17 protein-coding genes are annotated in these 19,708 nt (G+C 70.9%); 5 read left to right on the forward strand and 12 right to left on the reverse strand.

The genetic code is table 11. The features are described 5' to 3' along the window. Window positions 1-155: 155 nt before the first annotated feature. Both ppc and CFN17_RS09640 read left to right on the forward strand, forming a co-directional pair. Window positions 156-2,969 (forward strand): phosphoenolpyruvate carboxylase, encoded by a 2,814-nt coding sequence (gene ppc / locus CFN17_RS09635; protein WP_208751173.1) that lies wholly within the window; start codon window positions 156-158, stop codon window positions 2,967-2,969. A gap of 279 nt (window positions 2,970-3,248) precedes the next feature. Beyond that, a complete protein-coding gene (locus CFN17_RS09640; RefSeq protein ID WP_208751174.1) occupies window positions 3,249-3,554 on the forward strand; it encodes a hypothetical protein in 306 nt (101 codons plus the stop codon). 11 nt (window positions 3,555-3,565) lie between these two features. Here the strand turns inward: CFN17_RS09640 and CFN17_RS09645 are convergent, their stop codons facing one another. Both CFN17_RS09645 and CFN17_RS09650 read right to left on the reverse strand, forming a co-directional pair. Next, window positions 3,566-4,201: a DedA family protein gene (locus tag CFN17_RS09645; protein WP_208751175.1), complete on the reverse strand. Its 636-nt coding sequence runs from the start codon at window positions 4,199-4,201 to the stop codon at window positions 3,566-3,568. 27 nt (window positions 4,202-4,228) lie between these two features. Then, a complete protein-coding gene (locus CFN17_RS09650) occupies window positions 4,229-5,164 on the reverse strand; it encodes an RluA family pseudouridine synthase (RefSeq protein ID WP_208751419.1) in 936 nt (311 codons plus the stop codon). 177 nt (window positions 5,165-5,341) lie between these two features. Between CFN17_RS09650 and CFN17_RS09655 the strand changes: the two genes are divergently transcribed. Together CFN17_RS09655 and CFN17_RS09660 are read left to right on the forward strand one after the other, a co-directional pair. Continuing rightward, window positions 5,342-6,004: a helix-turn-helix domain-containing protein gene (locus tag CFN17_RS09655; protein ID WP_208751176.1), complete on the forward strand. Its 663-nt coding sequence runs from the start codon at window positions 5,342-5,344 to the stop codon at window positions 6,002-6,004. 31 nt (window positions 6,005-6,035) lie between these two features. Beyond that, window positions 6,036-6,728, forward strand: coding sequence for an SRPBCC domain-containing protein (locus CFN17_RS09660; protein ID WP_208751177.1), 693 nt, complete (start codon window positions 6,036-6,038; stop codon window positions 6,726-6,728). A gap of 139 nt (window positions 6,729-6,867) precedes the next feature. Here the strand turns inward: CFN17_RS09660 and CFN17_RS09665 are convergent, their stop codons facing one another. After that, window positions 6,868-8,361: a PLP-dependent aminotransferase family protein gene (locus tag CFN17_RS09665; protein ID WP_208751178.1), complete on the reverse strand. Its 1,494-nt coding sequence runs from the start codon at window positions 8,359-8,361 to the stop codon at window positions 6,868-6,870. Between the two features lie 61 nt (window positions 8,362-8,422). Between CFN17_RS09665 and CFN17_RS09670 the strand changes: the two genes are divergently transcribed. After that, window positions 8,423-9,085 carry a YitT family protein gene (locus tag CFN17_RS09670; RefSeq protein WP_208751179.1) on the forward strand — a complete coding sequence of 221 codons (663 nt, stop codon included), beginning with the start codon at window positions 8,423-8,425 and terminating at the stop codon, window positions 9,083-9,085. On the opposite strand, the gene CFN17_RS09675 is transcribed toward CFN17_RS09670, so the two are convergent. From CFN17_RS09675 to CFN17_RS09715, 9 genes are all read right to left on the reverse strand, one after another. Further along, on the reverse strand, window positions 9,045-9,968 hold the full coding sequence (locus CFN17_RS09675) for a DNA-formamidopyrimidine glycosylase family protein (RefSeq protein WP_261792428.1): 924 nt from the start codon (window positions 9,966-9,968) through the stop codon (window positions 9,045-9,047). The genes CFN17_RS09670 and CFN17_RS09675 overlap by 41 nt on opposite strands. Then, a complete protein-coding gene (locus CFN17_RS09680) occupies window positions 9,961-15,024 on the reverse strand; it encodes a DEAD/DEAH box helicase (RefSeq protein WP_208751180.1) in 5,064 nt (1,687 codons plus the stop codon). The genes CFN17_RS09675 and CFN17_RS09680 overlap by 8 nt, the downstream gene beginning before the upstream one ends. A gap of 86 nt (window positions 15,025-15,110) precedes the next feature. Next, window positions 15,111-15,743, reverse strand: coding sequence for a DUF4232 domain-containing protein (locus CFN17_RS09685; RefSeq protein ID WP_208751181.1), 633 nt, complete (start codon window positions 15,741-15,743; stop codon window positions 15,111-15,113). Between the two features lie 115 nt (window positions 15,744-15,858). Continuing rightward, window positions 15,859-16,539, reverse strand: a complete 681-nt coding sequence (locus tag CFN17_RS09690) for a YcnI family protein (protein WP_208751420.1) — start codon at window positions 16,537-16,539, stop codon at window positions 15,859-15,861. A gap of 208 nt (window positions 16,540-16,747) precedes the next feature. Then, complete coding sequence (locus CFN17_RS09695) at window positions 16,748-17,365, reverse strand: hypothetical protein (RefSeq protein WP_208751182.1); 618 nt, start codon at window positions 17,363-17,365, stop codon at window positions 16,748-16,750. 153 nt (window positions 17,366-17,518) lie between these two features. Further along, a complete protein-coding gene (locus CFN17_RS09700) occupies window positions 17,519-17,674 on the reverse strand; it encodes a hypothetical protein (protein WP_208751183.1) in 156 nt (51 codons plus the stop codon). Further along, window positions 17,658-17,921: a hypothetical protein gene (locus tag CFN17_RS09705; RefSeq protein ID WP_208751184.1), complete on the reverse strand. Its 264-nt coding sequence runs from the start codon at window positions 17,919-17,921 to the stop codon at window positions 17,658-17,660. Before CFN17_RS09705 ends, CFN17_RS09700 begins: the two co-directional genes overlap by 17 nt. A 75-nt stretch (window positions 17,922-17,996) precedes the next feature. Beyond that, entirely contained in the window at window positions 17,997-18,575 is a 579-nt protein-coding gene (locus CFN17_RS09710) for an SRPBCC family protein (RefSeq protein WP_208751185.1), read from the reverse strand. A gap of 12 nt (window positions 18,576-18,587) precedes the next feature. Next, window positions 18,588-19,598, reverse strand: a complete 1,011-nt coding sequence (locus tag CFN17_RS09715) for a LacI family DNA-binding transcriptional regulator (protein WP_208751186.1) — start codon at window positions 19,596-19,598, stop codon at window positions 18,588-18,590. Between the last annotated feature and the right edge of the window lie 110 nt (window positions 19,599-19,708).

The raw sequence follows: 19,708 nt of genomic DNA on the forward strand, positions 1-19,708 counted from the left end.
TCCGTTCGGCGGCCTGACCGGTGCGGCCTGACACTATCTGAGACGGAATTCCGGCAGGGGGTGCCTGCGGGTAACATCCCATGGGAAGAAGTAATCAGGCTCACAGTATCCAGCGCAGTGTACGAGCCACGTCGAACCCTCGAAAGATAGTTTCCATGGCTGACACTGCAATGCATTCCGACACCGATCTTGCGGCCGAACTCCGGGCTGACGTCCGCCGCGTGTCCACCCTCCTGGGCGAATCCCTGGTCCGCCAGCACGGGCCGGAACTCCTTGACCTCGTCGAGCAGGTGCGCCTGCTGACCAAGGAATCCAAGGAAGCCGCCCGTGGCGGAGCCGACGCCACCGGCCCGTGGAGCTCGTACGACGTCGTCGCCCAGGTCCGTGAACTGCTCGGCTCCCTGCCGCTCGAGCAGGCCACGGACCTGGTGCGCGCCTTCGCGTTCTACTTCCACCTGGCCAACGCCGCCGAGCAGGTGCACCGGGTCCGCGGGCTGCGCACCCGCCAGGAAAAAGACGGCTGGCTCGCCAAGGCCGTCGTCGAGATCGCGGACCAGGCCGGCAGTTCCGTGCTGCAGGACGTCGTCAACGAACTCGACGTCCGTCCCATCTTCACCGCGCACCCCACCGAGGCGTCCCGCCGCTCTGTCCTAGATAAGATCCGCCGGCTCTCGGACATCCTCGCCGAGTCCACGGAGGAGGGCACGTCCGCGCGCCGCCGCCAGGACCGCCACCTGTCCGAGGTCATCGACCAGATGTGGCAGACGGACGAGCTCCGCCAGGTCCGGCCCACGCCCGTGGATGAGGCCCGGAACGCCATCTACTACCTCACCGGCATTCTCAGCGACGCCATGCCGGAAATGCTCTCGGACCTGTCCGAGCTCCTCGCCGAGCACGGCGTCACCCTGGCCGCCCAGAAGGCCCCGATCCGCTTCGGCTCCTGGATCGGCGGCGACCGGGACGGCAACCCCAACGTCACCGCCGCCGTCACCCGCGAGATCCTCCAGATCCAGAACCAGCACGCCGTGCGGATCAGCATCGGCCTGATCGACGGGCTCATCTCCATCCTGTCCAACTCGACCGCACTGGCCGGGGCGGACCAGGAGCTCCTGGACTCGATCGACGTCGACCTCAAGAACCTGCCCGGCCTGGACCGCCGCGTCCTCGAGCTGAACGCCCAGGAGCCGTACCGGCTCAAGCTGACCTGCATCAAGGCCAAGCTGATCAATACCGGCAAGCGGGTCGCCGCCGGCTCCGCGCACGAGCCCGGCCGCGACTACACCGCCACCGCGGAGCTCCTGGCCGAACTCGGCTTGCTGGAGCGGTCCCTGCGCAACCACCACGCCGCGCTTGCCGCCGACGGCGCCCTGGCCCGGGCACGCCGCGCCATCGCCTCGTTCGGGCTGCACCTGGCCACCCTCGACATCCGCGAGCACGCGGACTACCACCATGACGCCGTCGGCCAGCTCATGGACCGCCTCGGCGGGCCCGGCGTCCGGTACGCCGAGCTCAGCCGCGCCGAGCGGCACGAGGTCCTGGGCTCCGAACTCGCGTCCCGCCGCCCGCTCTCGGGCCACCCGATCAAGCTCGACGGCGTCGCTGACGGCACGTACGACGTCTTCCGGGAGATCCGGCGCGCCCTGCGCACCTACGGCCCCGACGTGATCGAGACCTACATCATTTCCATGACCCGCGGCGCGGACGACGTCCTAGCCGCTGCGGTGCTGGCCCGCGAGGCCGGCCTGGTGAACCTCTTCGGCGAGGCGCCCTACGCCAAGATCGGCTTCGCGCCGCTGCTGGAGACCGTGGAGGAGCTGCGGGCCTCGGCCGAGATCGTGGACCGGCTGCTCTCCGACTCGTCCTACCGCGAGCTGGTCCGGCTGCGCGGCGACGTGCAGGAAATCATGCTCGGATACTCGGACTCCAATAAGGAATCCGGCGTCATGACCAGCCAGTGGGAGATCTACAAGACCCAGCGCAAGCTCCGCGACGTGGCCGCCAAGCACGGCGTCCGGGTCCGCCTCTTCCACGGCCGCGGCGGCTCGGTGGGCCGCGGCGGCGGACCGACCTACGACGCCATCATGGCGCAGCCCAACGGCGTGCTCGAGGGCGAAATCAAGTTCACCGAGCAAGGCGAGGTCATCTCGGACAAGTACTCCCTGCCGGAGCTGGCCCGCGAAAACCTCGAGCTCTCCCTCGCGGCCGTGCTGCAGGGATCGGCGCTGCACCGCACGCCGCGCACCTCGGAGGACCAGCGCGTGCGCTATGGCGACGTCATGGAAACCGTCTCCGACGCCGCGTTTGCCCGCTACCGCTCGCTCATTGACGATCCCGACCTGCCCGCCTACTTCATGGCTTCCACACCGGTGGAGCAGTTGGGGTCCCTGAACATCGGATCGCGCCCGTCCAAGCGGCCCGATTCCGGTGCCGGGCTGGAGGGCCTGCGGGCCATCCCGTGGGTGTTCGGCTGGACGCAGTCGCGGCAGATCGTTCCGGGCTGGTTCGGTGTGGGCTCCGGGCTCAAGGCCGCGCGCGAGGCCGGACACTCGGCCCAGCTCAAGGAGATGATCGAGGGCTGGCACTTCTTCCGCTCCGTGCTCTCCAACGTGGAAATGACCCTTGCTAAGACGGACATGGACATCGCCGGCTACTACGTCTCCACTCTGGTCCCGGAGGAACTGCACCACCTGTTCCGCGCCATCCGCGCCGAGTACGACCTCACCGTCGCGGAAATCCAGAACCTCACCGGCGAGCACGTGATCCTCGACGCCCAGCCCACCCTGAAGCGCTCCCTCGAAATCCGCGACCAGTACCTGGACCCGATCAGCTACCTGCAGGTGGAACTGCTGCGCCGCGTCCGGGCCGAGGCCGGGGCGAGCATCTCCGGCGCCGAGATCGACGAACGGCTCCAGCGCGCCATGCTGATCACCGTCAACGGCGTCGCCGCCGGGCTGCGGAACACCGGGTAGCCTCCCCGGCCCCGGCTCCTCCCTCACGTATGGCAGGTTTCTTCCGGATCCTCCCTCAGGTCTGGCGGGTTTTCTCCGGACGCTCCCTCAGGTCTGGCGGGTGTTTTCCGGATCCTCCCTCAGGTCTGGCGGGTTTACTCCGGACGCTCCCTCAGAACGTGAGGGAGGGTCTGCGTGAATCCCGCAGAACGTGAGGGAGGGTCCGCGGGATTCCGGCAGGACCTGCGGGAGGGTCTTAGGGCGGGCGGAGGGGGCTCCGGTGGCGGATAGGGTGGTTCCATGCCGTCGTTCCAGACCAGACTCAAGATCACCGGACTCAAGCCCGGCAGCCCGCCCGAAGCGGTCATGGCCGCGGCCATCGAGGCGCTCGGCACGCGGCACCACGTCGAAGCGCATCAGCTGGAGCTCGCCGGCGGCGTGCCGCAGCTGAACCTGCGCTTCCTGGTCGACGCCACCGCCTACGCCGCTGAGAACAGCCAGGCGCTCGAATCGGCAGCGATGATGCGTGACGCCGTCGAACGCGTTGCGCTGACCGGAACCCTGACGGTGCTGCGCCGCAGCCGCGGCCGCTGGGCGCCCGTCTAGAAACCGGGCGGCTAGAAGTCCAGTTCCTCGTCGGGGTCGCCCGGGCCGGACGCCACGGGGGAGCGGCTGCCCCGGCGCCGCGTCACGATCACGCCTACCACCGCGCCGATCACCAGCCCCACGGCGACGCCGATCAGCGAGCTCGCCCAGAAGGGAAGCCGGGTGGCCGAACCCGTGAAATAGCCCAGCGCCACGGACCAGCTTGCCCACAGCAGGCCGCCGAGGGCCGCGCAGAGGCTGAAGCCGCGGGTCGAGACGTTGGCGATGCCCGCTGCGGCCGTCGTGGCCAGCCGCCCGCCCGGGATGAACCGGAGGCCGATGATCGCCCCGTAAGTGGAGGACCGGCCCGCCTTCGCGATCGCCGCGTGCACGGCCGCGTGGAACCGCAGGCCCCATTTCCAGCGGTCCAGCACGTGGCTCAGCCGCCGCTTGAACAGTTCGAAGACCAGCATGTCGCCCAGCCAGGACGCCAGGGCGGTCAAGAGCACCACGGCGAAGGCGTTGATCCGGCCTTCGGCGGAGAGGGCCCCGCCGGTGATGACGAGCATTTCGGAGGGCAGCGGCGGGAAGATGGCGTCGCCGATCACCAGGGGGAAGATCCAGAAATAGATCGCGGCACCCCAGCTGTCCGCGTTGCCCAAGTCCATGGGCACAAGGTACCGCACTTCCGGCCGCTAGCGGGCTTCGCTGAGGTCCAGCCCGCTGCGGTACTCCACGGGCCTGCCGGTGATGGGGTCAACGAAGCGGATTCCGCGGGCCAGGAGCTGCAGCGGCTTGGCGTAATCGTCGGGTGCCTTGTCCAGCAGCTCCGGGTAGAACGCGTCGTTGACGATCCCCAGGCCCAGCGAGGCCATGTGCACGCGGAGCTGGTGGGTCTTACCCGAGTGAGGCTCGAGCCGGTACAGGGCACGGCGCGGGCCGCCGGCGGCGTCCGCGTCGAAGGTCCGCAGCCGGTCGATCCGGGTTTCGGCGTTGGGTTCGCCGTCGACCACTTCCGCCAGCAGGTAGCTGCGGGACTTGGTCATCCGGTTCCGCACTACCACGGGGAACTCGACGGCGGGATGGCCCGGGGCCGGCTCCGCGGCGGACACGCACTCGTATTCCTTCTGCACCTGACGCTTTTCGAACAGGACCTGGTACTTGCCGCGGGTCGCGGGGTTCGTGGAGAGCAGGAGGACCCCGGCCGTCATCCGGTCGAGGCGGTGCATGGGGATCAGGTCCGGGAGGTCCAGTTGGTTCCGGAGCCGGACCAGGGCCGACTCCTGGATGTACGTCCCGCCGGGCGTGGTGGGCAGGAAGTGCGGCTTGTCCACCACCAGCAGGTGCTCGTCCTGGTGCAGGATGGACAACTCCACCGGGATGCGGGTCTCCGGCGGCAGGGTGCGGTAGTACCAGATGAAAGTGTGGTCCTGCAGCGGCGTGCTGCGGTCCAGGGCGACCCCGGCCTCGCCGACGATCTCGCCGGCGTCGAACCGGTCCTCAATGCCCTGCGGATCGATGTGCCCCCAGCGGTGCATCATGTAGTCCAGCGCCGTCTCCCAGGGCCCCTCGTCCGGCAGGCGCAGGCGGGTGGCGTTGACGCCGTCGCGCACGGGAAGGGGGGATTGCATCACCGCACCATTCTACGTGGCTGCCCCGCCCGCCCCGCCTGCCCCTCACTCCGGGTTCGCCGGAGAGCTTCGAACTCGCCGGAACGTTCCGGCGATCCCGCACGTTTCCGGCGAACTCAGGGCTCCGACCAGAAAAAAGTTCTTGACAAATAAAATTGTCGGTAGCAAAATGGAGCCATGTTGGACATCGGAGTGATCGAAGACCCGGCCGCGGCGGAGGCCTCGCTGGACCCCATCCGGACCCGGATCCTGCGCGAGCTCGCCCAGCCCGGTTCAGCGACTCAGCTCGCCGCCAAGGTGGGTCTGCCCCGGCAGAAGGTGAACTACCACCTCAAGGCCCTCGAACGGCATGGTCTCGTCGAGCTCGTTGAAGAGCGGCGCCGCGGCAACGTCACCGAGCGCATTTTGCAGGCGACGGCGGCGTCGTACTTGATCTCCCCGGCGGCGCTGGAATCCGTGGCGCCTGATCCGCAGCGGTTCGCTGACCGTTTCTCGGCGTTCTGGCTGCTGGCGCTTGCCGCCCGCATGGTCAGGGAGATCGGGCAGCTGATCGCCGGAGCGGCCGCGGCACGGCAGAAACTCGCCACCTTCGCCATCGACGGCGAGATCACCTTCCGTTCAGCGGCGGACCGGGCCGCCTTTGCCGAGGAGCTTGGCATCGCCGTGACCCGGCTCGTGGACAAGTATCACGACGGCGGCGCGGACCTCCCGCCCGGAGCCTCGGGAGCGGGACGCAAACACCGGCTCGTCGTCGCTCTCCACCCGTCGCTGAAGGTGCCGGCCGCCCAGGCGACGCCCGCAGCGCCGGAAGCACCAGACCGGCCAGCAGTAGGACAGTAGGCAACAGACCAGCAAAGCAAGGAGCAGGACAATGACTGACAAGCGTGAATTCGAAATCACCTACGACACCGAGCTGCCCGGCACCCCCGAGCGCGTCTGGGAAGCGGTCACCAAGGACACCCCGGCCTGGATGTTCCCCACGGACCAGTGGCCGGCAGTCCGGACCGTGGACGAGTACCCCTCCCATCTGGTCTCCCGGATGGACGGCCCGGACGGCTGGTTCAACCAGCTCGAACACGTCCTGGAGCCGCTCGACGGTGGTCGGGCGCGGCTGCACTACGTCCACAGCGGCATCTTCGCGGACAACTGGGACGGGCAGTACGACGGCGCCAGCAAGCACACCGTCTTCTACCTGCACACCCTGGGCCAGTACCTGAAATACTTCGACGGCCAGCCGGTGGTCTTCACGGACATCCAGGCGCCCGCCGCGTCGCAGGCTCCGGACGGCTTTGCCCGGCTCCGGAAGGCGATGGGCGTCGAGAACGCGGTCCAGGGGGATGCCGTGGAACTGGAGCTCGACGGCGTCGGACGGCTTAGCGGCGAAGTGGACTTCGCCAACGAGAACTTCCTCGGGCTGCGCACCAAAGACGCGATGTACCGCTTCTTTGGCCGCAATGCTTTTGGGGCGCCCGTGGGCATGACCGTGCACGACTTCAGCGGCAGCGGGGACTCGGGTGCGACGGCGGAGGCCTGGGCCGGGTTCCTGGCGACGGCCTACGCGTAGCGCAAGCCTCCCCGCCGACGCGCACCCCGGCCAGCGACGCGCAACCTGACTGGCGACGCGCAAATCCCCCCGGCGCTGCCCGAATATGGGTGCGACGGGGGATTTGCGCGTCGCGGGAGGGAACGCGCGTCGGCGGAGATTAGGCGATGGCCGCGGCCGGCGGGGCGGGCAGGTCGCGCCGCAGCTGGGGAGTGCGCTCGAGCCGGTCCTGCGCGGCCCGCAGCGCCAGGACCGCCGTCTCCAGCTGCCCGGGCGGCAGGGTGAACGGCACGCGAAGGTGCCTTTCGAAGGCCCCGCCGACGCCGAACCGCGGCCCCGCGGCAAGCCGGATCCCGACGTCGGGCGCCACCACGGCGAGGGCGGTGCTGATGGGTGCCGGGAGGCGGCACCAGACGGACAGGCCGCCGTCGGGCCGTTCCACTTCCCAGCCCGGCAGGTGTTCGCCCAGCAGGTCCAGCAGCGTGTCCCGGTTTTCGCGCAGTGCCGCGAGCCGGGCCGGGAGCGGCTCCGGCATGGCGTTGACCAGATGCGCCGCGGCCAGCTGTTCGACCACCGGGCCGCCAAGGTCCAGGGTGGTGCGGGCGGCGGCGAAGCGCTGGATCAGGGATTCGCCGGCGCGGATCCAGCCCGTGCGCAGCCCGGCCCAGTGTGACTTGCTGAGGGAGCCGATGGAGACCACCGCCGGGCTGAAGGCGGCCATCGGGGTGGAGCCGGCGCCGTCGAGGTCCAGCTCGCGCAGTGTCTCGTCCGCCACCAGGACGGTGCCCGCGGCCGCGGCGGCCCGCACCAGCCGCCGCCGCTGGGCATCGGGCATGAGCCGGCCGGTGGGGTTGTGGAAGTCCGGCACCACATAGGCCATGGCGGGCCGCTGCTGCAGGAGCGCCGCTTCCATGGCTTCGAGGTCCCAGCCGCCCCGGCCGGCGGAGCGTCCGGCCGGCATGGCGACCGGGACCGGCCGGCAGCCGGCGGCCCGGATAGCGTCGAGGGCGTTGGGATAGCTCGGATGCTCCACGAGGACCTTGGTGCCCGAGCGGCCGGCGAAGGTGCGGAGCACGATGTTCAGCGCATGCTGCGCGCCCGAGGTGACCAGGATCTGCGCGGCCGTCGTGGGAACCCCCGCGGCGGTGTAGCGCGCCGCGAGGGCTTCGCGGAGCGGGCCGACGCCCAGGGCGTCGTAGCCGAAACCCGGCAGGAGCGCGGGGAGTTCCGTCAGTGCCGCGGCGAAGGCCCGGTGCACCACTTCGCCGCTGGCGGGCAGGGAGGCATAGGCGAGGTCCAGGATTCCGTCCGGCACGGCAAGTCCCGGAGCTCCGCTGAGCCGCAAGGTCCCGTCAGGCCCGCCGGCGTGGGCCGGCCCCTGGCTCGGGATGCAGCTGCGGCTCCGGCTGCCCTGGCCGCTGCTGAGGAACCCCTGCTCGCGCAGCAGGGCATACGCCGCGGTCACCGTGGTGCGGCTGATGCCCAGGGTCGCGGCCAGCGCGCGCTCGCTGGGCAGCGCGGTGTCCAGGGCCAGACGGCCGTCGAGGATGAGCAGGCGGACGACGTCGGCCAGCTCGCGGTAGGCGGGCGCGGCACCAACGCTCCACTTGCCCAGGAGGCGGGCCATGGACCCCGGGGTCAGAGAACCGGACATAGGGCCAGTATTTCAAACTGGCTATGGATTGCAAGGCCAGTTCTCCCGGAGGATGGATGTCATGTTGACCCGCAGATTCCTCCAGCTCCTGATCGGCCTCGCCATGTACGGCGTTTCCCTCTCCATGTTCATCCGGGCCGGTCTCGGAACGGCGCCGTGGGATGTGCTGCACCAGGGCCTGACCGCCAGGACCGGGCTGAGCCTAGGCACGGTGGTGATCATCGTCAGCTTCCTGGTGCTGCTGCTGTGGATCCCGCTGCGGCAGTGGCCAGGCGTCGGAACCCTGTGCAACGCGGTGCTGGTGGGTGTCTTCGCGGACCTCGGGCTGGCGGTCATCCCGGCGTTCTCGCATCTGGGCGGCCAGATCGGACTTCTGGTCGGGGCGGTGCTGCTCAACGGGGTGGCCTCGGCCTGCTACATCGGGGCCCGGTTGGGTCCGGGGGCGCGGGACGGCCTCATGACCGGTCTCGCCCGCCGAACGGGCTGGCCGGTCCGGGTGTGCCGCACCGGCATCGAAGTGGTGGTTCTCGGGGCCGGCTGGCTCCTGGGCGGTTCGGTGGGCGCGGGCACGGTGCTGTACGCCCTGGCGATCGGGCCGCTGGTGCAGCTGATGCTGCCGTGGTTCACGGTGCCCGGGGCGCGTCCTGCTGCGGCAAACGCCGACGTCCCGGAAGCGGCTGCCGTCACCGGCGCCGCTGCACCGGCTTCGTCGCCGGCGGCCTGATTTCCGGCGGCCTGACTGCGGGCGGCGTGGCTGCGGGCGGCTGGCAGGTCGGGCAGAGGTAGATGACCCGTTCCTCCGGGACGGTGCCCGGACGGGTGCCGGGGCCGCGGTCTTTCCCGAGGACCCCGCGGCGGATGGGGGTGCCGCATTTGAGGCACGGCTGGTGTTCGCGGCCGTACACCCAGTAGCCGGGACGTCCGGCCGTGCGGCCCACCGGAACGCCCTGCGCGTTCAGCACGGTGGTCCGGCGGCCCGGGCCCAGGTTGGCCGAGAGCAGGATCTGGGCGTCCGTGATCATGGCGGCAAGATCCGGGACCGCGGAGACGGGCGCCGCCGGATGGACCCCGGAGAGGAAGCAGGCCTCGCAGCGGTAGATGTTCCCGATCCCCGCCAGCTTGGTCTGGTCCAGCAGGGCCACGCCGATCGGAATGTCCGGAGCCGCGAGCAGCCGGCGTTCGGCCTCGGCGGCGTCCCAGTCCGGGCCCAGCAGGTCCGGGCCGAGATGCCCCACAACCGCGTCTTCCTGGTCGGTGCGGACCACCTCGAGGATGCCCAGGGAGAACCCGACGGCGTCGGCCGTGGCGGTGCGCAGCACGCACCGGGCCGTGAAGCCGGGCTTCCGCCAGCGGCCTCCGGACGGGTAGACCTGCCAGCTGCCCTCCATCTTCAGNTGCGAGTGAATGGTCAGCCGGTCCCGCGGCGTCGGGCCCTGTACCCGCATGAGGAGGTGCTTGCCCCGGGGCACCACTTCCTCTACGGTCCAGCCGCCAAGTTTCAGGGTGGCGAAGCGGGGGACCCGGAAATCTGAGGAGACCAGCTCCTTTCCGGCCAGGGCCGCGTGCAGCTGCGCCGCGGCGCGGAAGACGGAGTCGCCCTCAGGCACGGATCCTCAGTCCCTTCGGGGTGGAATAGGCGCCGGCCTGGGCGAGGGCCGCCGCCACCGGGGTGTCCAGGATGCCGTGGCCGTTGACCTTCTCCATGATGAGTTTGTCCACGGCCCCGCGGGTCACCACGCCCACCAGGGCGGCACCGGCGGCGGCCAGGACCTCGGCGTCGTCGCTGAATGCGAGCAGGGTCTTGCCGCCGCGCTCCACGTACAGGGCCAGCGCGCCGTCCACCAGCACCACCAGCGCGCCTGCCTTGCGCCCGGGTCGGTGGCCGGTGCCGGCGTCGACGTTGAGCGCGGGCCACGGGAGTGCGGCCCCGTACGGGTTGGCGGGGTCGGTCGCGGCGAGGGCCAGCGCCACGGGTTCGCCCTTGTGGAGCTGGGCGTCCTCGACATAGGACCGCAGCCGGTCCACGGTGGCCGGCACGGCGAATTGCGCCGCGCCGAGGTGCTCGATGAAGTAGCCGCGGCGGCACCGGCCGGCTTCCTCAAGCCGGGCCAGCACCTTGTACATCAGGCCGAAGCCGCCGAGGATGTTTTCGGCCATGACCGAGCCGCGCGTGACGACGCCGTAGCGGTCCAGGAGCAGTTCCGCGGTGGCCCGGGCATGGATGGTGGGGTCCAGTTCCGGGGACGGCAGCGCAGACCAGCGGCCCGCGGCGAGCGGGGGAGCGGGCGCCGCCCCGGTCCCGGTCCCGGAGCCGTACCGGCCGCCGGTCAGTCCGGGCGAGCCGAGCAGGCCGGTGCCGTGGGCGCGTCCGAGCCGGCTGAGCCGGGGTGCCCGGGCCCGCGGGGCGCGGCTGACCTGCCGGTGCGCCGTGTGCCCGCCGGCGATGAGGGCCCGGACGGGGGCGAAGGTGTCGCCGGTGATCCGGCCCGCCCAGGCGAGGTCCCACAGCGCGGCCACCACGTCCTGGTCGCTCAGCACGGCGTCCATGCCGCCCGCCACCTCGGTGAGCTGCCGGAAGAAATAGCCGCCGCCGTTGGCCTGCAGGTGCTCCAGGAGCCGCCGCTGCGCGTCGCCGGGTTCGAAATCGGCGTCGGGGTTCAGCGTCAATTCGGCCGAATCGGCGAGGTGGAGGCTGATCCAGCCGTCGTTGCCGGGCAGCGAACCGGCACCGGACCAGAGGACTTCGCCGGCGGCCATCAGTTCGTCCAGCATGGCCGGCTGGTAGTTGGAGACCCGGCCGGCCAGGACCAGCGGCTCCCAGGCCGAGGCCGGAATTGGCACGCCGGAGAGCTGGTCGATGGCCGTGACGATGCCGTCCAGGCCGCGCAGGGCGGACTGCCCGCGGCCGCCGGGGGTCCGCACGTTCTGCCAGGCGGGCAGGAACCGGCCGTAGGCGGTGGCGTCCACCGGCTCCACTTCCGCCCGGAGCGCGGCGAGGGACCGGCGGCGCAGCTTGCGCAGGACCTCGGCGTCGCACCATTCGCTGCCGCTTCCCGCAGGCACGACTGCAGTCGGGGTCCCGGCTGCGTGGGACTCCCCGGCTCCGGCCGGCGTGCTGTCTTCCGCGGGCCCCGGCGCTCTTCCCGGTGCCACAACGTGCGGGCGGAACTCGCCTTCCACCACGCGGCCGTCCGCGGCGAGGCGCTTCAACGCCGTGCCGACGACGGCGACGCCCAGTCCCAGCCGCGCCGCGGCCTCGGCGGCGGTGAAGGGCCCGTGCGTGCGGGCGTAGCGCGAGACGAGGTCGCCGAGCGGGTCCGCGACCGGCTCGATGAAGGCCAGGGGCACGCCCATGGGCAGCGGCACGCCGAGGGCATCGCGGAGCCGGGCGGCGTCTTCAACCGCAGCGAAGCGTTCGACGCCGGCGATGTTGACCTTAATTGCCCGGTTGGCCCGCTGCAGGGCGGCCAGGTGCGCGGCGGCAGCGGCGGGGTCGGGCAGTTCAGCGGCGGCGGGATCCGCGTCCGGTGCCGGTTCCGCCGCCGTCACAGATGCCGCCGCCGGCACAGATGCCTCGGCCGGCACCTCCAGGCGGGCGGCGACTTCGTCCGGGGTGAGGGGACCCAGCAGGCGCAGGAGGTCCGCGACACCTTCCAGGCCGCGCATCCTGCGGTCCGGAGCCAGCCGCTGCAGCTCGCGTTCGGTGGCGTCGATGACTTTCGCGTCGAGCAATTCGCGCAGTTCCACCCGGCCCAGGAGTTCGTTGAGCAGGGTCGAATCGAGGGCCAGGGCGGCGGCGCGGCGCTCCGCCAGGGGCGAATCGCCCTCGTAGAGGAACTGGGCCACGTAGCCGAAGAGCAGGGACTTCGCGAACGGTGAGGGCTGCTGGGTGGTGGTCTGCACGATCCGGAGTTCGCGGCGTTCCACCGAGGCGGCGATGTCCTTCAGCGCCGGGAGGTCGTAGACGTCCTGGAGGCACTCGCGCACCGTCTCCAGGACAATCGGGAACGCCGGGTACTTCCGGGCCACATCCAGCAACTGCGCGGAGCGCTGCCGCTGCTGCCACAGCGGCTGCCGCTTGCCCGGGTTCTGCCGCGGCAGGAGCAAGGCCCGGGCGGCGCACTCGCGGAACCGGGAGGCGAAGAGGGCGCTGCCGCCGACCTCCGCCGTCACGATCTGTTCAAGTTCCTCGGGATCGAAGAGGAACAGCTCCGCGCCCGGCGGCTCATCCTCCATCATGGGGACCCGCAGCACGATGCCGTCGTCGGCGGCCATGGCCGAGCCGTCCAGCCCGTAGCGCTGGTGCAGGCGCTGGCCCACGGCCAGGGCCCACGGCGCGTGCACCGGCAGGCCGAAGGGGCTGTGCAGCACCACCCGCCAGTCGCCAAGCTCGTCGTGGAAACGCTCCACCACGAGGGTGGTGTCGCTGGGGACCACCTCGGTGGCGAGCCGTTGCTCGGCGAGGTACTGGATGAGGTTGTTCGCCGCGTAGTCGTCCAGCCCGCTGGCCTTGCAGCGCTCGGCGGCGGGTCCGACGTCGGACGCCGCGAGTTCGCGCATGAACGCTCCAAGGGCGCGGCCCAAGTCCACGGGCCGGCCCAGCGAATCGCCCTTCCAGAACGGGAGCTTGCCGGGCTGGCCGAACGCCGGCGAGACCAGGACACGGTCGTGGGTGATGTCCTCGATTTTCCAGCTGGTCGCTCCGAGGGCGAAGACGTCGCCGACCCGGGACTCGTACACCATTTCCTCGTCGAGTTCGCCCACACGGCGCCCGCCCTTGGCGGCCGCCGCGGCCGGGCTGGCAGCCCTGCCGTCCGCGCCGGTCCCGCCGGAGGAACCGGTGCCCTCGGCCTCCGTGCCGATGATGTAGACACCGAACAGCCCGCGGTCCGGGATGGTCCCGCCGGAGGTGACGGCGAGCCGCTGTGCCCCGGGCCGGCCCTCGAGGGTCCCGGCGTTCCGGTCCCAGATGACCCGGGGCCGCAGTTCGGCGAATTCGTCCGAGGGGTAGCGCCCGGCCAGCAGGTCCAAGGTGGCCTCGAACGCCGAACGGGGGAGCGAGGCGAACGGCGCGGACCGCCGGACCGTGGCGAACCATTCCTCGACGTCGATGGCCCCCAGCGCCGCGGCGGCGACCGTCTGCTGGGCCAGGATGTCCAGTGGGTTGGCCGGCACGCTGAGGCGCTCGATCTTGCCGTCCAGCATCCGCTCCACGGTGATGGCCGTGTGGACCAGGTCCGCCCGGTGCTTGGGGAACAGGACGCCCTGGGAGATTTCCCCGACCTGGTGCCCGGCGCGGCCCACCCGCTGCAGGCCGCTGGCCACGGAGGGCGGCGACTCGACCTGCACCACGAGGTCCACGGCGCCCATGTCGATGCCCAGCTCCAGGGAGGACGTGGCCACCACGCAGCGCAGCCGCCCGGACTTGAGGTCGTCCTCGATCAGGGCGCGCTGGTCCTTGGACACGGAGCCGTGGTGGGCGCGGGCCAGCACGGGGTCGGCGCCGGCCGTGCTGCCGGCCTGGGCCATCATGTGGGCCGGCGTGGCGGTGGACGCGGGCACAGCGGCCGGGCCGGCGTCGAAGTCCGGGGCCCCGGCACCAAACTCGGTCCAGACGCCACCGGCGGCCACGAGCTGGCGCTCTGCGTAGATCTCGTTGAGCCGGGCGGTCAGCCGTTCGGCGAGCCGGCGGGAGTTGGCGAACACGATGGTGGACTGGTTGGCCAGCACCAGGTCCACGATCTTCTCCTCCACATGCGGCCAGATGGAGGCCTGCGGCTGGAGCCCGGAGGCAGGACCGGAATCGAAGGCCCCGGCGGCGCCCTGGAGATCGGACATGTCCTCCACCGGGACGGAGACGGTCAGGTCCCAGTTCTTCCGCGACGGCGGGGCAACGATCTCCACCGGGGCCGAGCCGGCGAGGAACTGCGCCACGAGCTCCTTGGGCTCCACGGTGGCCGACAGCCCGATCCGCTGGGCGGGTTTGGGCAGCAGCGCGTCGAGCCGTTCCAGGGACACCGCCAGGTGCGCCCCGCGCTTGGTGCCGGCGACGGCGTGGACCTCGTCGAGGATGATCGTGTCCACCTCGCTGAGGGTTTCCCGCGCCTTGGACGTCAGCATCAGGAAGAGGGATTCCGGGGTGGTGATGAGGATGTCCGGCGGGTGGCTGAGCAGCGAGCGCCGGTCCGCCGCCGTCGTGTCCCCGGACCGGACGCCCACGGTGATGAGCGGCGCGGGCAGGTCCAGGCGTTTGGCGGTCTGGGTGATGCCGATCAGCGGCGCGCGGAGGTTGCGTTCGACGTCGACGCCGAGGGCCTTGAGCGGGGAAATGTACAGGACGCGGGTCTTCCGGGCGGCCTTCTTCCGGCGTCCGCCCTTCTCCGCCGTCCCGGTCGCCGGCTCCAGACCGGGGAGGGCCTCGGGTTCCGCGGCGCCGGAGATGAGCAGCCGGTCCAGGGCCCACAGGAACGCCGCGAGAGTCTTGCCGGACCCGGTGGGAGCAACGACCAGGGCGTGCGAACCCGAGGAGATGGCGTTCCAGGCACCGTTCTGGGCCGGCGTGGGCCCGGAAAAAGCACCCAGGAACCACTCCCGGGTCGGCCGGCTGAACCGGTCCATGGCCTCCGCCGCGAGTGTGCCGCCGGCGAGTTCCTGCCCTGTCATTCCTCCATCATGCCTTACCCCGCTGACACTCTTGGCCGGATCCGGCGCCGGGGCGGGGCGCCGGTGCGGGCCGCACGGGCCCGGTGCTACTTCGGCTGGAAGGCCCCGATGGTCAGCAGGTTGATTTCGGTGTTGCTGCAAGCATCCAGCGGCTGGGCGAGGAACAGGGACGCCGTGTCCTCGGGCGGGTAGACCCGGAATCCCGCGGCCGGGGTACGGGTGCAGTCCCCGAAGTTGGCGGCCTGGGTGTAACGCAGAGTGGCGACGCCGGCCTGGCCCGGGGCGAGCACCACATCGGTGACCGGAGTGGAATCGTCGCGGGTCGCGGCGGCGCCGATCGGGTCACCGTCGGGTCCGTCGGTCAGGGAGACCCCCGCGTAGCCCTTGAGCAGGCAGGGCGCGGCGCCGGAATTGGTCAGGATCAGCTTCATGTAGATGCTGCCCGCCGCGCCGCCCCCAGTGGAGTCGGTGGTGGCCTTCAGGCCCGAGGCCTGGCACAGCGCGGTCCCGGTCTGGGTGGCTTGCGACGACGCCGGGGCGGCCGCGGTGTCCGTTGCCTCGCCCGAGGCCGGGGGCGAGCTCGTTTCGCTGGCGGACGGTGTCGCCGACGTGGTGGCCGCCTGAGTCTGTGCCGCGCCGCCCCCGCAGCCGCTGAGCAGGAGGGCCGCCGCAGCAGCCGTTGTCACAACCAGTGCATGCTTGATTCGCTGAGACCTCATGGCACCACCTTTATGCCCGGCGCTGCGTTAGTCAACGATGCCACGACGGCGGCTCCCGATTGATGCCCGGATTGTGATTTCCGGGCATCAATCGAGGTCAGGACGGTGTCAGGCGTTACCGGGTGGCCGTGCCGCTGCCGTTCTTCGCGCGGCTGCGGAGGAAAGCGGCTCCGCCCAGGACCAGGCCGGCGAGCCCCGCGGCCAGTCCGGCCCAGCTCCTGGCGCCGGCTCCGCCGTCGTCTACGGACGCCACCTGGGTGGTGTCCGCCGCCGGTTCAACCGCTCCGTGGGCGCCGTGACCGTCAGCGCCGGCCACCGCCGCGGTGACCGTCACCGACGGCGCGGGAGCCTTCAGGGATTCCTCATCCTGGCCTTCCTGGGGGATCTGGGACCAGTCCGTCTGCCCCTGCTCGCAGGTCTGCAGCGTGGGGAAGTAGAGGGTCTTCCCGGCGGTGTCGGGCAGCTTCACGGAGAGCACCAGGGCGTCCCGGAGTTCCGGGTCCAGCGGGGCCTTGGCCGTGTAGACGATCTGGCTGGTCCGCTTGGTGATCGTTGTTCCGTTGTCCAGCTTCTTGGGCTCGGGCAGCTGCTCCGTGACCTTCTGTACCGTCCAGTTCGGGTTCACCGTGGGCTGGGCGTCGTTGAGCTCAGCCGGCAGGGTGATGGTCATTTTGGTGGTCCCTGACTTATCGCAACCGTGCGGGATCCCGAAGGTCAGGAGGGCGTACGAGTTCGCGGCAGTCTTGTCCGGCGTGGCTTCGACGTGCGCGGACGCGGCCGGAAGCCCCGCGAGCATCAACGCCGCCGTTCCGCCGGCCACGGCCGTGACGGAGAGGACGCGGCGGAGGGCAGGGACATGCAGAGTGGTTTTCAAGGTAAGGGTGCCTTTCAGGCAGGTACGCGGCACTCAGGGCAGCGCAAAAGTGAAGGTGGGCGCGGCGGACGGTAGTGTCCAGGGCCGTGCGGCTCAGCGCACGGCAGGTCCGGCCGCGGCCGGAGGGATGTCAGGGAAGGACGACGGCGGCGGGCGGCCCGCGGCGGCTGTCGGGCCGGAGGTTCCGCCAGGGGAGCGGCGCGGAGTCCGCCGGCCAGCAGACGGGCTTCGTTGCGGCGCCGGCGTCGGGCGTCACCGGGGTGGGGAGCTGGATGAGCGGCCGGAGCCAGGCGGCGAGGGCCCACAGGGCGTCCTCGCCCTTGGCCAGGAGCAGCGCGCAGGCCAGGGTGGCCAGGGCGTGGCCGGCCAGCATCAGCAGGGCAACCGGGGATTCCAGCTCATGGGCCGGGAGGTGCACAAGCGTTCCCCCGGGGAGGGCCGCCGTGCCGTGGAGGTGCGGCCCGCCGGCCGGAGCTCCGGGGACGATTCCGCCGAACGCGGTGAAGGCCTCGTGCAGGACCACCTGGCCGGCGCCCAGGAGGGCGGTCGCGGCCGGGAAGCCGAGCCGGAGCCGGGTGGCGGCGGTGCAGGCCAGCCCGGTCAGGGCCAGGATGGCGACGAGGATGCCGGAACCGGGCAGCTGTCCGCCGGAGACGACGTGGGCGCAGGCAGCCAGCGTCACCGCCGTCGTGGCGAACAGGGCCGCGCGGAGGGAATGGAAAGGAACCCGGGCGTGGTTAGCTCGCACGGATTCCTCCACTCAGTTGACGCTGTCAGATGGCGCTGCGCGGTTCGCAGGGTCTTCCCAGATTCTACCGGGGGCGGCAGCCGGGCAACTCCCCGGAGCCGGGGGCGGCGTAACGTCCGCGGCGGCAGCGCCGCCGTTGGGGACTCGCTGCCGCTAGTCGGTCTCGGGGCCGGTGCAGTAGTGGCAGTCCTCCGGGCAGGATGCGCTGGCGGCGGCCCAGGCGTCGGCTCCGGCCACGCCGGACAAGGGGCCGGCCAGCGAGCCGGGCTGCAGCACGGTGGCCGCGGGGCGATCAGTTGTCAGCAGCATGGTTGTCTTCCTCGGGGTCCGCGACGATCAGTTCGAAGCCGTCGGCGACATGGAACAGTTGCCGGCGTCCGCCGTCGGAGAGCACCCACACGACGGCGCCGTCGGCGGTGCGGTCATCCACGCGGCCTGCGTAGGCAACGCGGTCGCCGCGGCGAAGCTCAACGGCGTCACCGACCTCGACGTCATCCCAGTGGGCGGGGCCGCCTGAGGTAGGGGCCTTCTGCAAAGTCGTCTTCGGCAAAGTCATTGAGCATTCCTGAACGGTCACGGGAAACATCTGATGTGATCCAGCTAACCGCGGAAGCGCTGCCCGCCTCAATGGTCAAATGACCGAGCCGTCCAAGTTTCGTTGTGCACGAGTCCAACGGGCGAACGTGGGTCCGGGGGGCCGGGGAACCGGCCCTGCTGCGGAGATCCCCGCGGCGGCCCTGCGCCGGCGCAGCTCCAGGGCCAGGCTCTCCTGACCGCGGGCCATCGCCCAGCGGTGGTTGGCGGCGAAGCCCGGCTTGAGCAGCCAGCTGAGCCGGCGCAGCAGCGGCTTGGCCGCACTGACCCGCCAGTCGTAGGTGATGACCGTTTCCGGCCCGTCCGGCTCAAAGGTCCAGCGGCCGGTGCCGTTGAGGTCCCCGGCCGCGGCAAGGGCGAAGCCGCTGCGGGTGACCGGCTCCGTGACCGTGAGTGTCCACCGCAGCGTGTAGGGCAGCCAGCCCTTCGTGTGGAGGGTGACGGGGCGGGGAATGCCGGGCCCCGGCTCCGGGCCGCCGGCCACCGGCTGGACACTGAGATAGACGGACGGCCACCACCGGGGCAAGGCAGTGGCGTCGCCCAGGACGGCGGCGACCTCCTCCGGCGTGCCCGCCACCCGCCAGACGGTCCGGAACTGGTAGTCAGTGCTGCCCATCGGGGCCTCCTCTCAGCCCTGCGTTGATGCCCGCACAATGAGTTCGGGCGGAAACACCACCTGGGTAGGTTGAAATCCGTCCTCCGCGGCTGCCTCGCGGAGCAGCAGTTCCAATGCCGTGGAACCGATGAGGGCGCTGGGTTGCCGGATGGACGACAGCGGGACGACGGCGGCGGCCGCGAACTCGATGTCGTCGTACCCGATCAGGGCAATCTCCTGCGGCACCTTCACGCCGCCCAGGAGCATCAGGCCCTGCAGGACGCCGACGGCAAGGAGGTCGTTGGCGGCAAAGATCGCATCCGGGCGTTCGGCTTCCGGCCGGAACCGGATGGACTCGCCGGCCGCCCTGCCGGAGAGTACGGTCAGGGATTCGGTCGCGATGACCTCGAGGGTTGCGCCCGCTACGGCGTCGATGGCCTTCCGTGCCCCGGACAAGCGGTCCGCTACCTGGCGGATGCTTTCCGGGCCGCCAACGAATGCGATCCGTCGCCGGCCCAGCGACAACAGGTGGGCGACAGCCATCTCCCCGCCCGCTAGGTCGTCCACCGCCACCGAAGAGAAGCTCATGTTCTCGGTCTGGCGGTCTACGAGCACCGTGGGGATGCCCCTGCGCCGGAGTTGCTCCAGCCGGGGGATTACGTTGCCTACCGGCGAGAGGAGCACGCCGCGGACGCGCTGTTGCTCGAAGAGGTCCAGGTATGCGGATTCCCTGGCCGCGTCTTCATTGCTGTTGCCGACCAGCACCGTGAAATTTTCCGCCGCCGCGCGGTCTTCGGCGCCCCGGGCCAGATCCGTGAAGAAGGGGTTTGCGGAGTCCAGGACCACCAGTCCGATGCTGTGGCTCATGCCGGCGCGCAACTGACGCGCGGCGTCGTTGCGGACGAAGCCGAGCTTGTCGATGGCGGATTGGACCCTTGCGGTGACTTCCACGGACACCTTTTCCGGCCGGTTCAGCACATTGGAGACCGTCCCCACTGAGACACCGGCCAGGGCCGCCACGTCCTTGACGCTCGCTGAAACCATTTCGTGTGCTCCTGAAGGTGGAGGTCGCAGCCCCTAGGGGCACGCGCCGCGTACGCAAAATACTCTCTTCAGGATACCCGTCAGGGCTCACTTTGAACCCTTTCATTGAA

Origin of the sequence: Arthrobacter sp. PM3 (assembly GCF_003352915.1) — a bacterium.
Classification (GTDB): Bacteria; Actinomycetota; Actinomycetes; order Actinomycetales; family Micrococcaceae; genus Arthrobacter.

What these genes read in the sequence shown, in the direction of transcription:
- ppc (WP_208751173.1), top strand. Translation starts at nt 156, where the DNA reads ATGGCTGACACTGCAATGCATTCCGACACCGATCTTGCGGCCGAACTC.
- CFN17_RS09640 (WP_208751174.1), top strand. Translation starts at nt 3,249, where the DNA reads ATGCCGTCGTTCCAGACCAGACTCAAGATCACCGGACTCAAGCCCGGC.
- CFN17_RS09645 (WP_208751175.1), bottom strand. Translation starts at nt 4,201, where the DNA reads ATGGACTTGGGCAACGCGGACAGCTGGGGTGCCGCGATCTATTTCTGG.
- CFN17_RS09650 (WP_208751419.1), bottom strand. Translation starts at nt 5,164, where the DNA reads ATGCAATCCCCCCTTCCCGTGCGCGACGGCGTCAACGCCACCCGCCTG.
- CFN17_RS09655 (WP_208751176.1), top strand. Translation starts at nt 5,342, where the DNA reads ATGTTGGACATCGGAGTGATCGAAGACCCGGCCGCGGCGGAGGCCTCG.
- CFN17_RS09660 (WP_208751177.1), top strand. Translation starts at nt 6,036, where the DNA reads ATGACTGACAAGCGTGAATTCGAAATCACCTACGACACCGAGCTGCCC.
- CFN17_RS09665 (WP_208751178.1), bottom strand. Translation starts at nt 8,361, where the DNA reads ATGTCCGGTTCTCTGACCCCGGGGTCCATGGCCCGCCTCCTGGGCAAG.
- CFN17_RS09670 (WP_208751179.1), top strand. Translation starts at nt 8,423, where the DNA reads ATGTTGACCCGCAGATTCCTCCAGCTCCTGATCGGCCTCGCCATGTAC.
- CFN17_RS09680 (WP_208751180.1), bottom strand. Translation starts at nt 15,024, where the DNA reads ATGACAGGGCAGGAACTCGCCGGCGGCACACTCGCGGCGGAGGCCATG.
- CFN17_RS09685 (WP_208751181.1), bottom strand. Translation starts at nt 15,743, where the DNA reads ATGAGGTCTCAGCGAATCAAGCATGCACTGGTTGTGACAACGGCTGCT.
- CFN17_RS09690 (WP_208751420.1), bottom strand. Translation starts at nt 16,539, where the DNA reads ATGCTCGCGGGGCTTCCGGCCGCGTCCGCGCACGTCGAAGCCACGCCG.
- CFN17_RS09700 (WP_208751183.1), bottom strand. Translation starts at nt 17,674, where the DNA reads ATGCTGCTGACAACTGATCGCCCCGCGGCCACCGTGCTGCAGCCCGGC.
- CFN17_RS09705 (WP_208751184.1), bottom strand. Translation starts at nt 17,921, where the DNA reads ATGACTTTGCCGAAGACGACTTTGCAGAAGGCCCCTACCTCAGGCGGC.
- CFN17_RS09710 (WP_208751185.1), bottom strand. Translation starts at nt 18,575, where the DNA reads ATGGGCAGCACTGACTACCAGTTCCGGACCGTCTGGCGGGTGGCGGGC.
- CFN17_RS09715 (WP_208751186.1), bottom strand. Translation starts at nt 19,598, where the DNA reads ATGGTTTCAGCGAGCGTCAAGGACGTGGCGGCCCTGGCCGGTGTCTCA.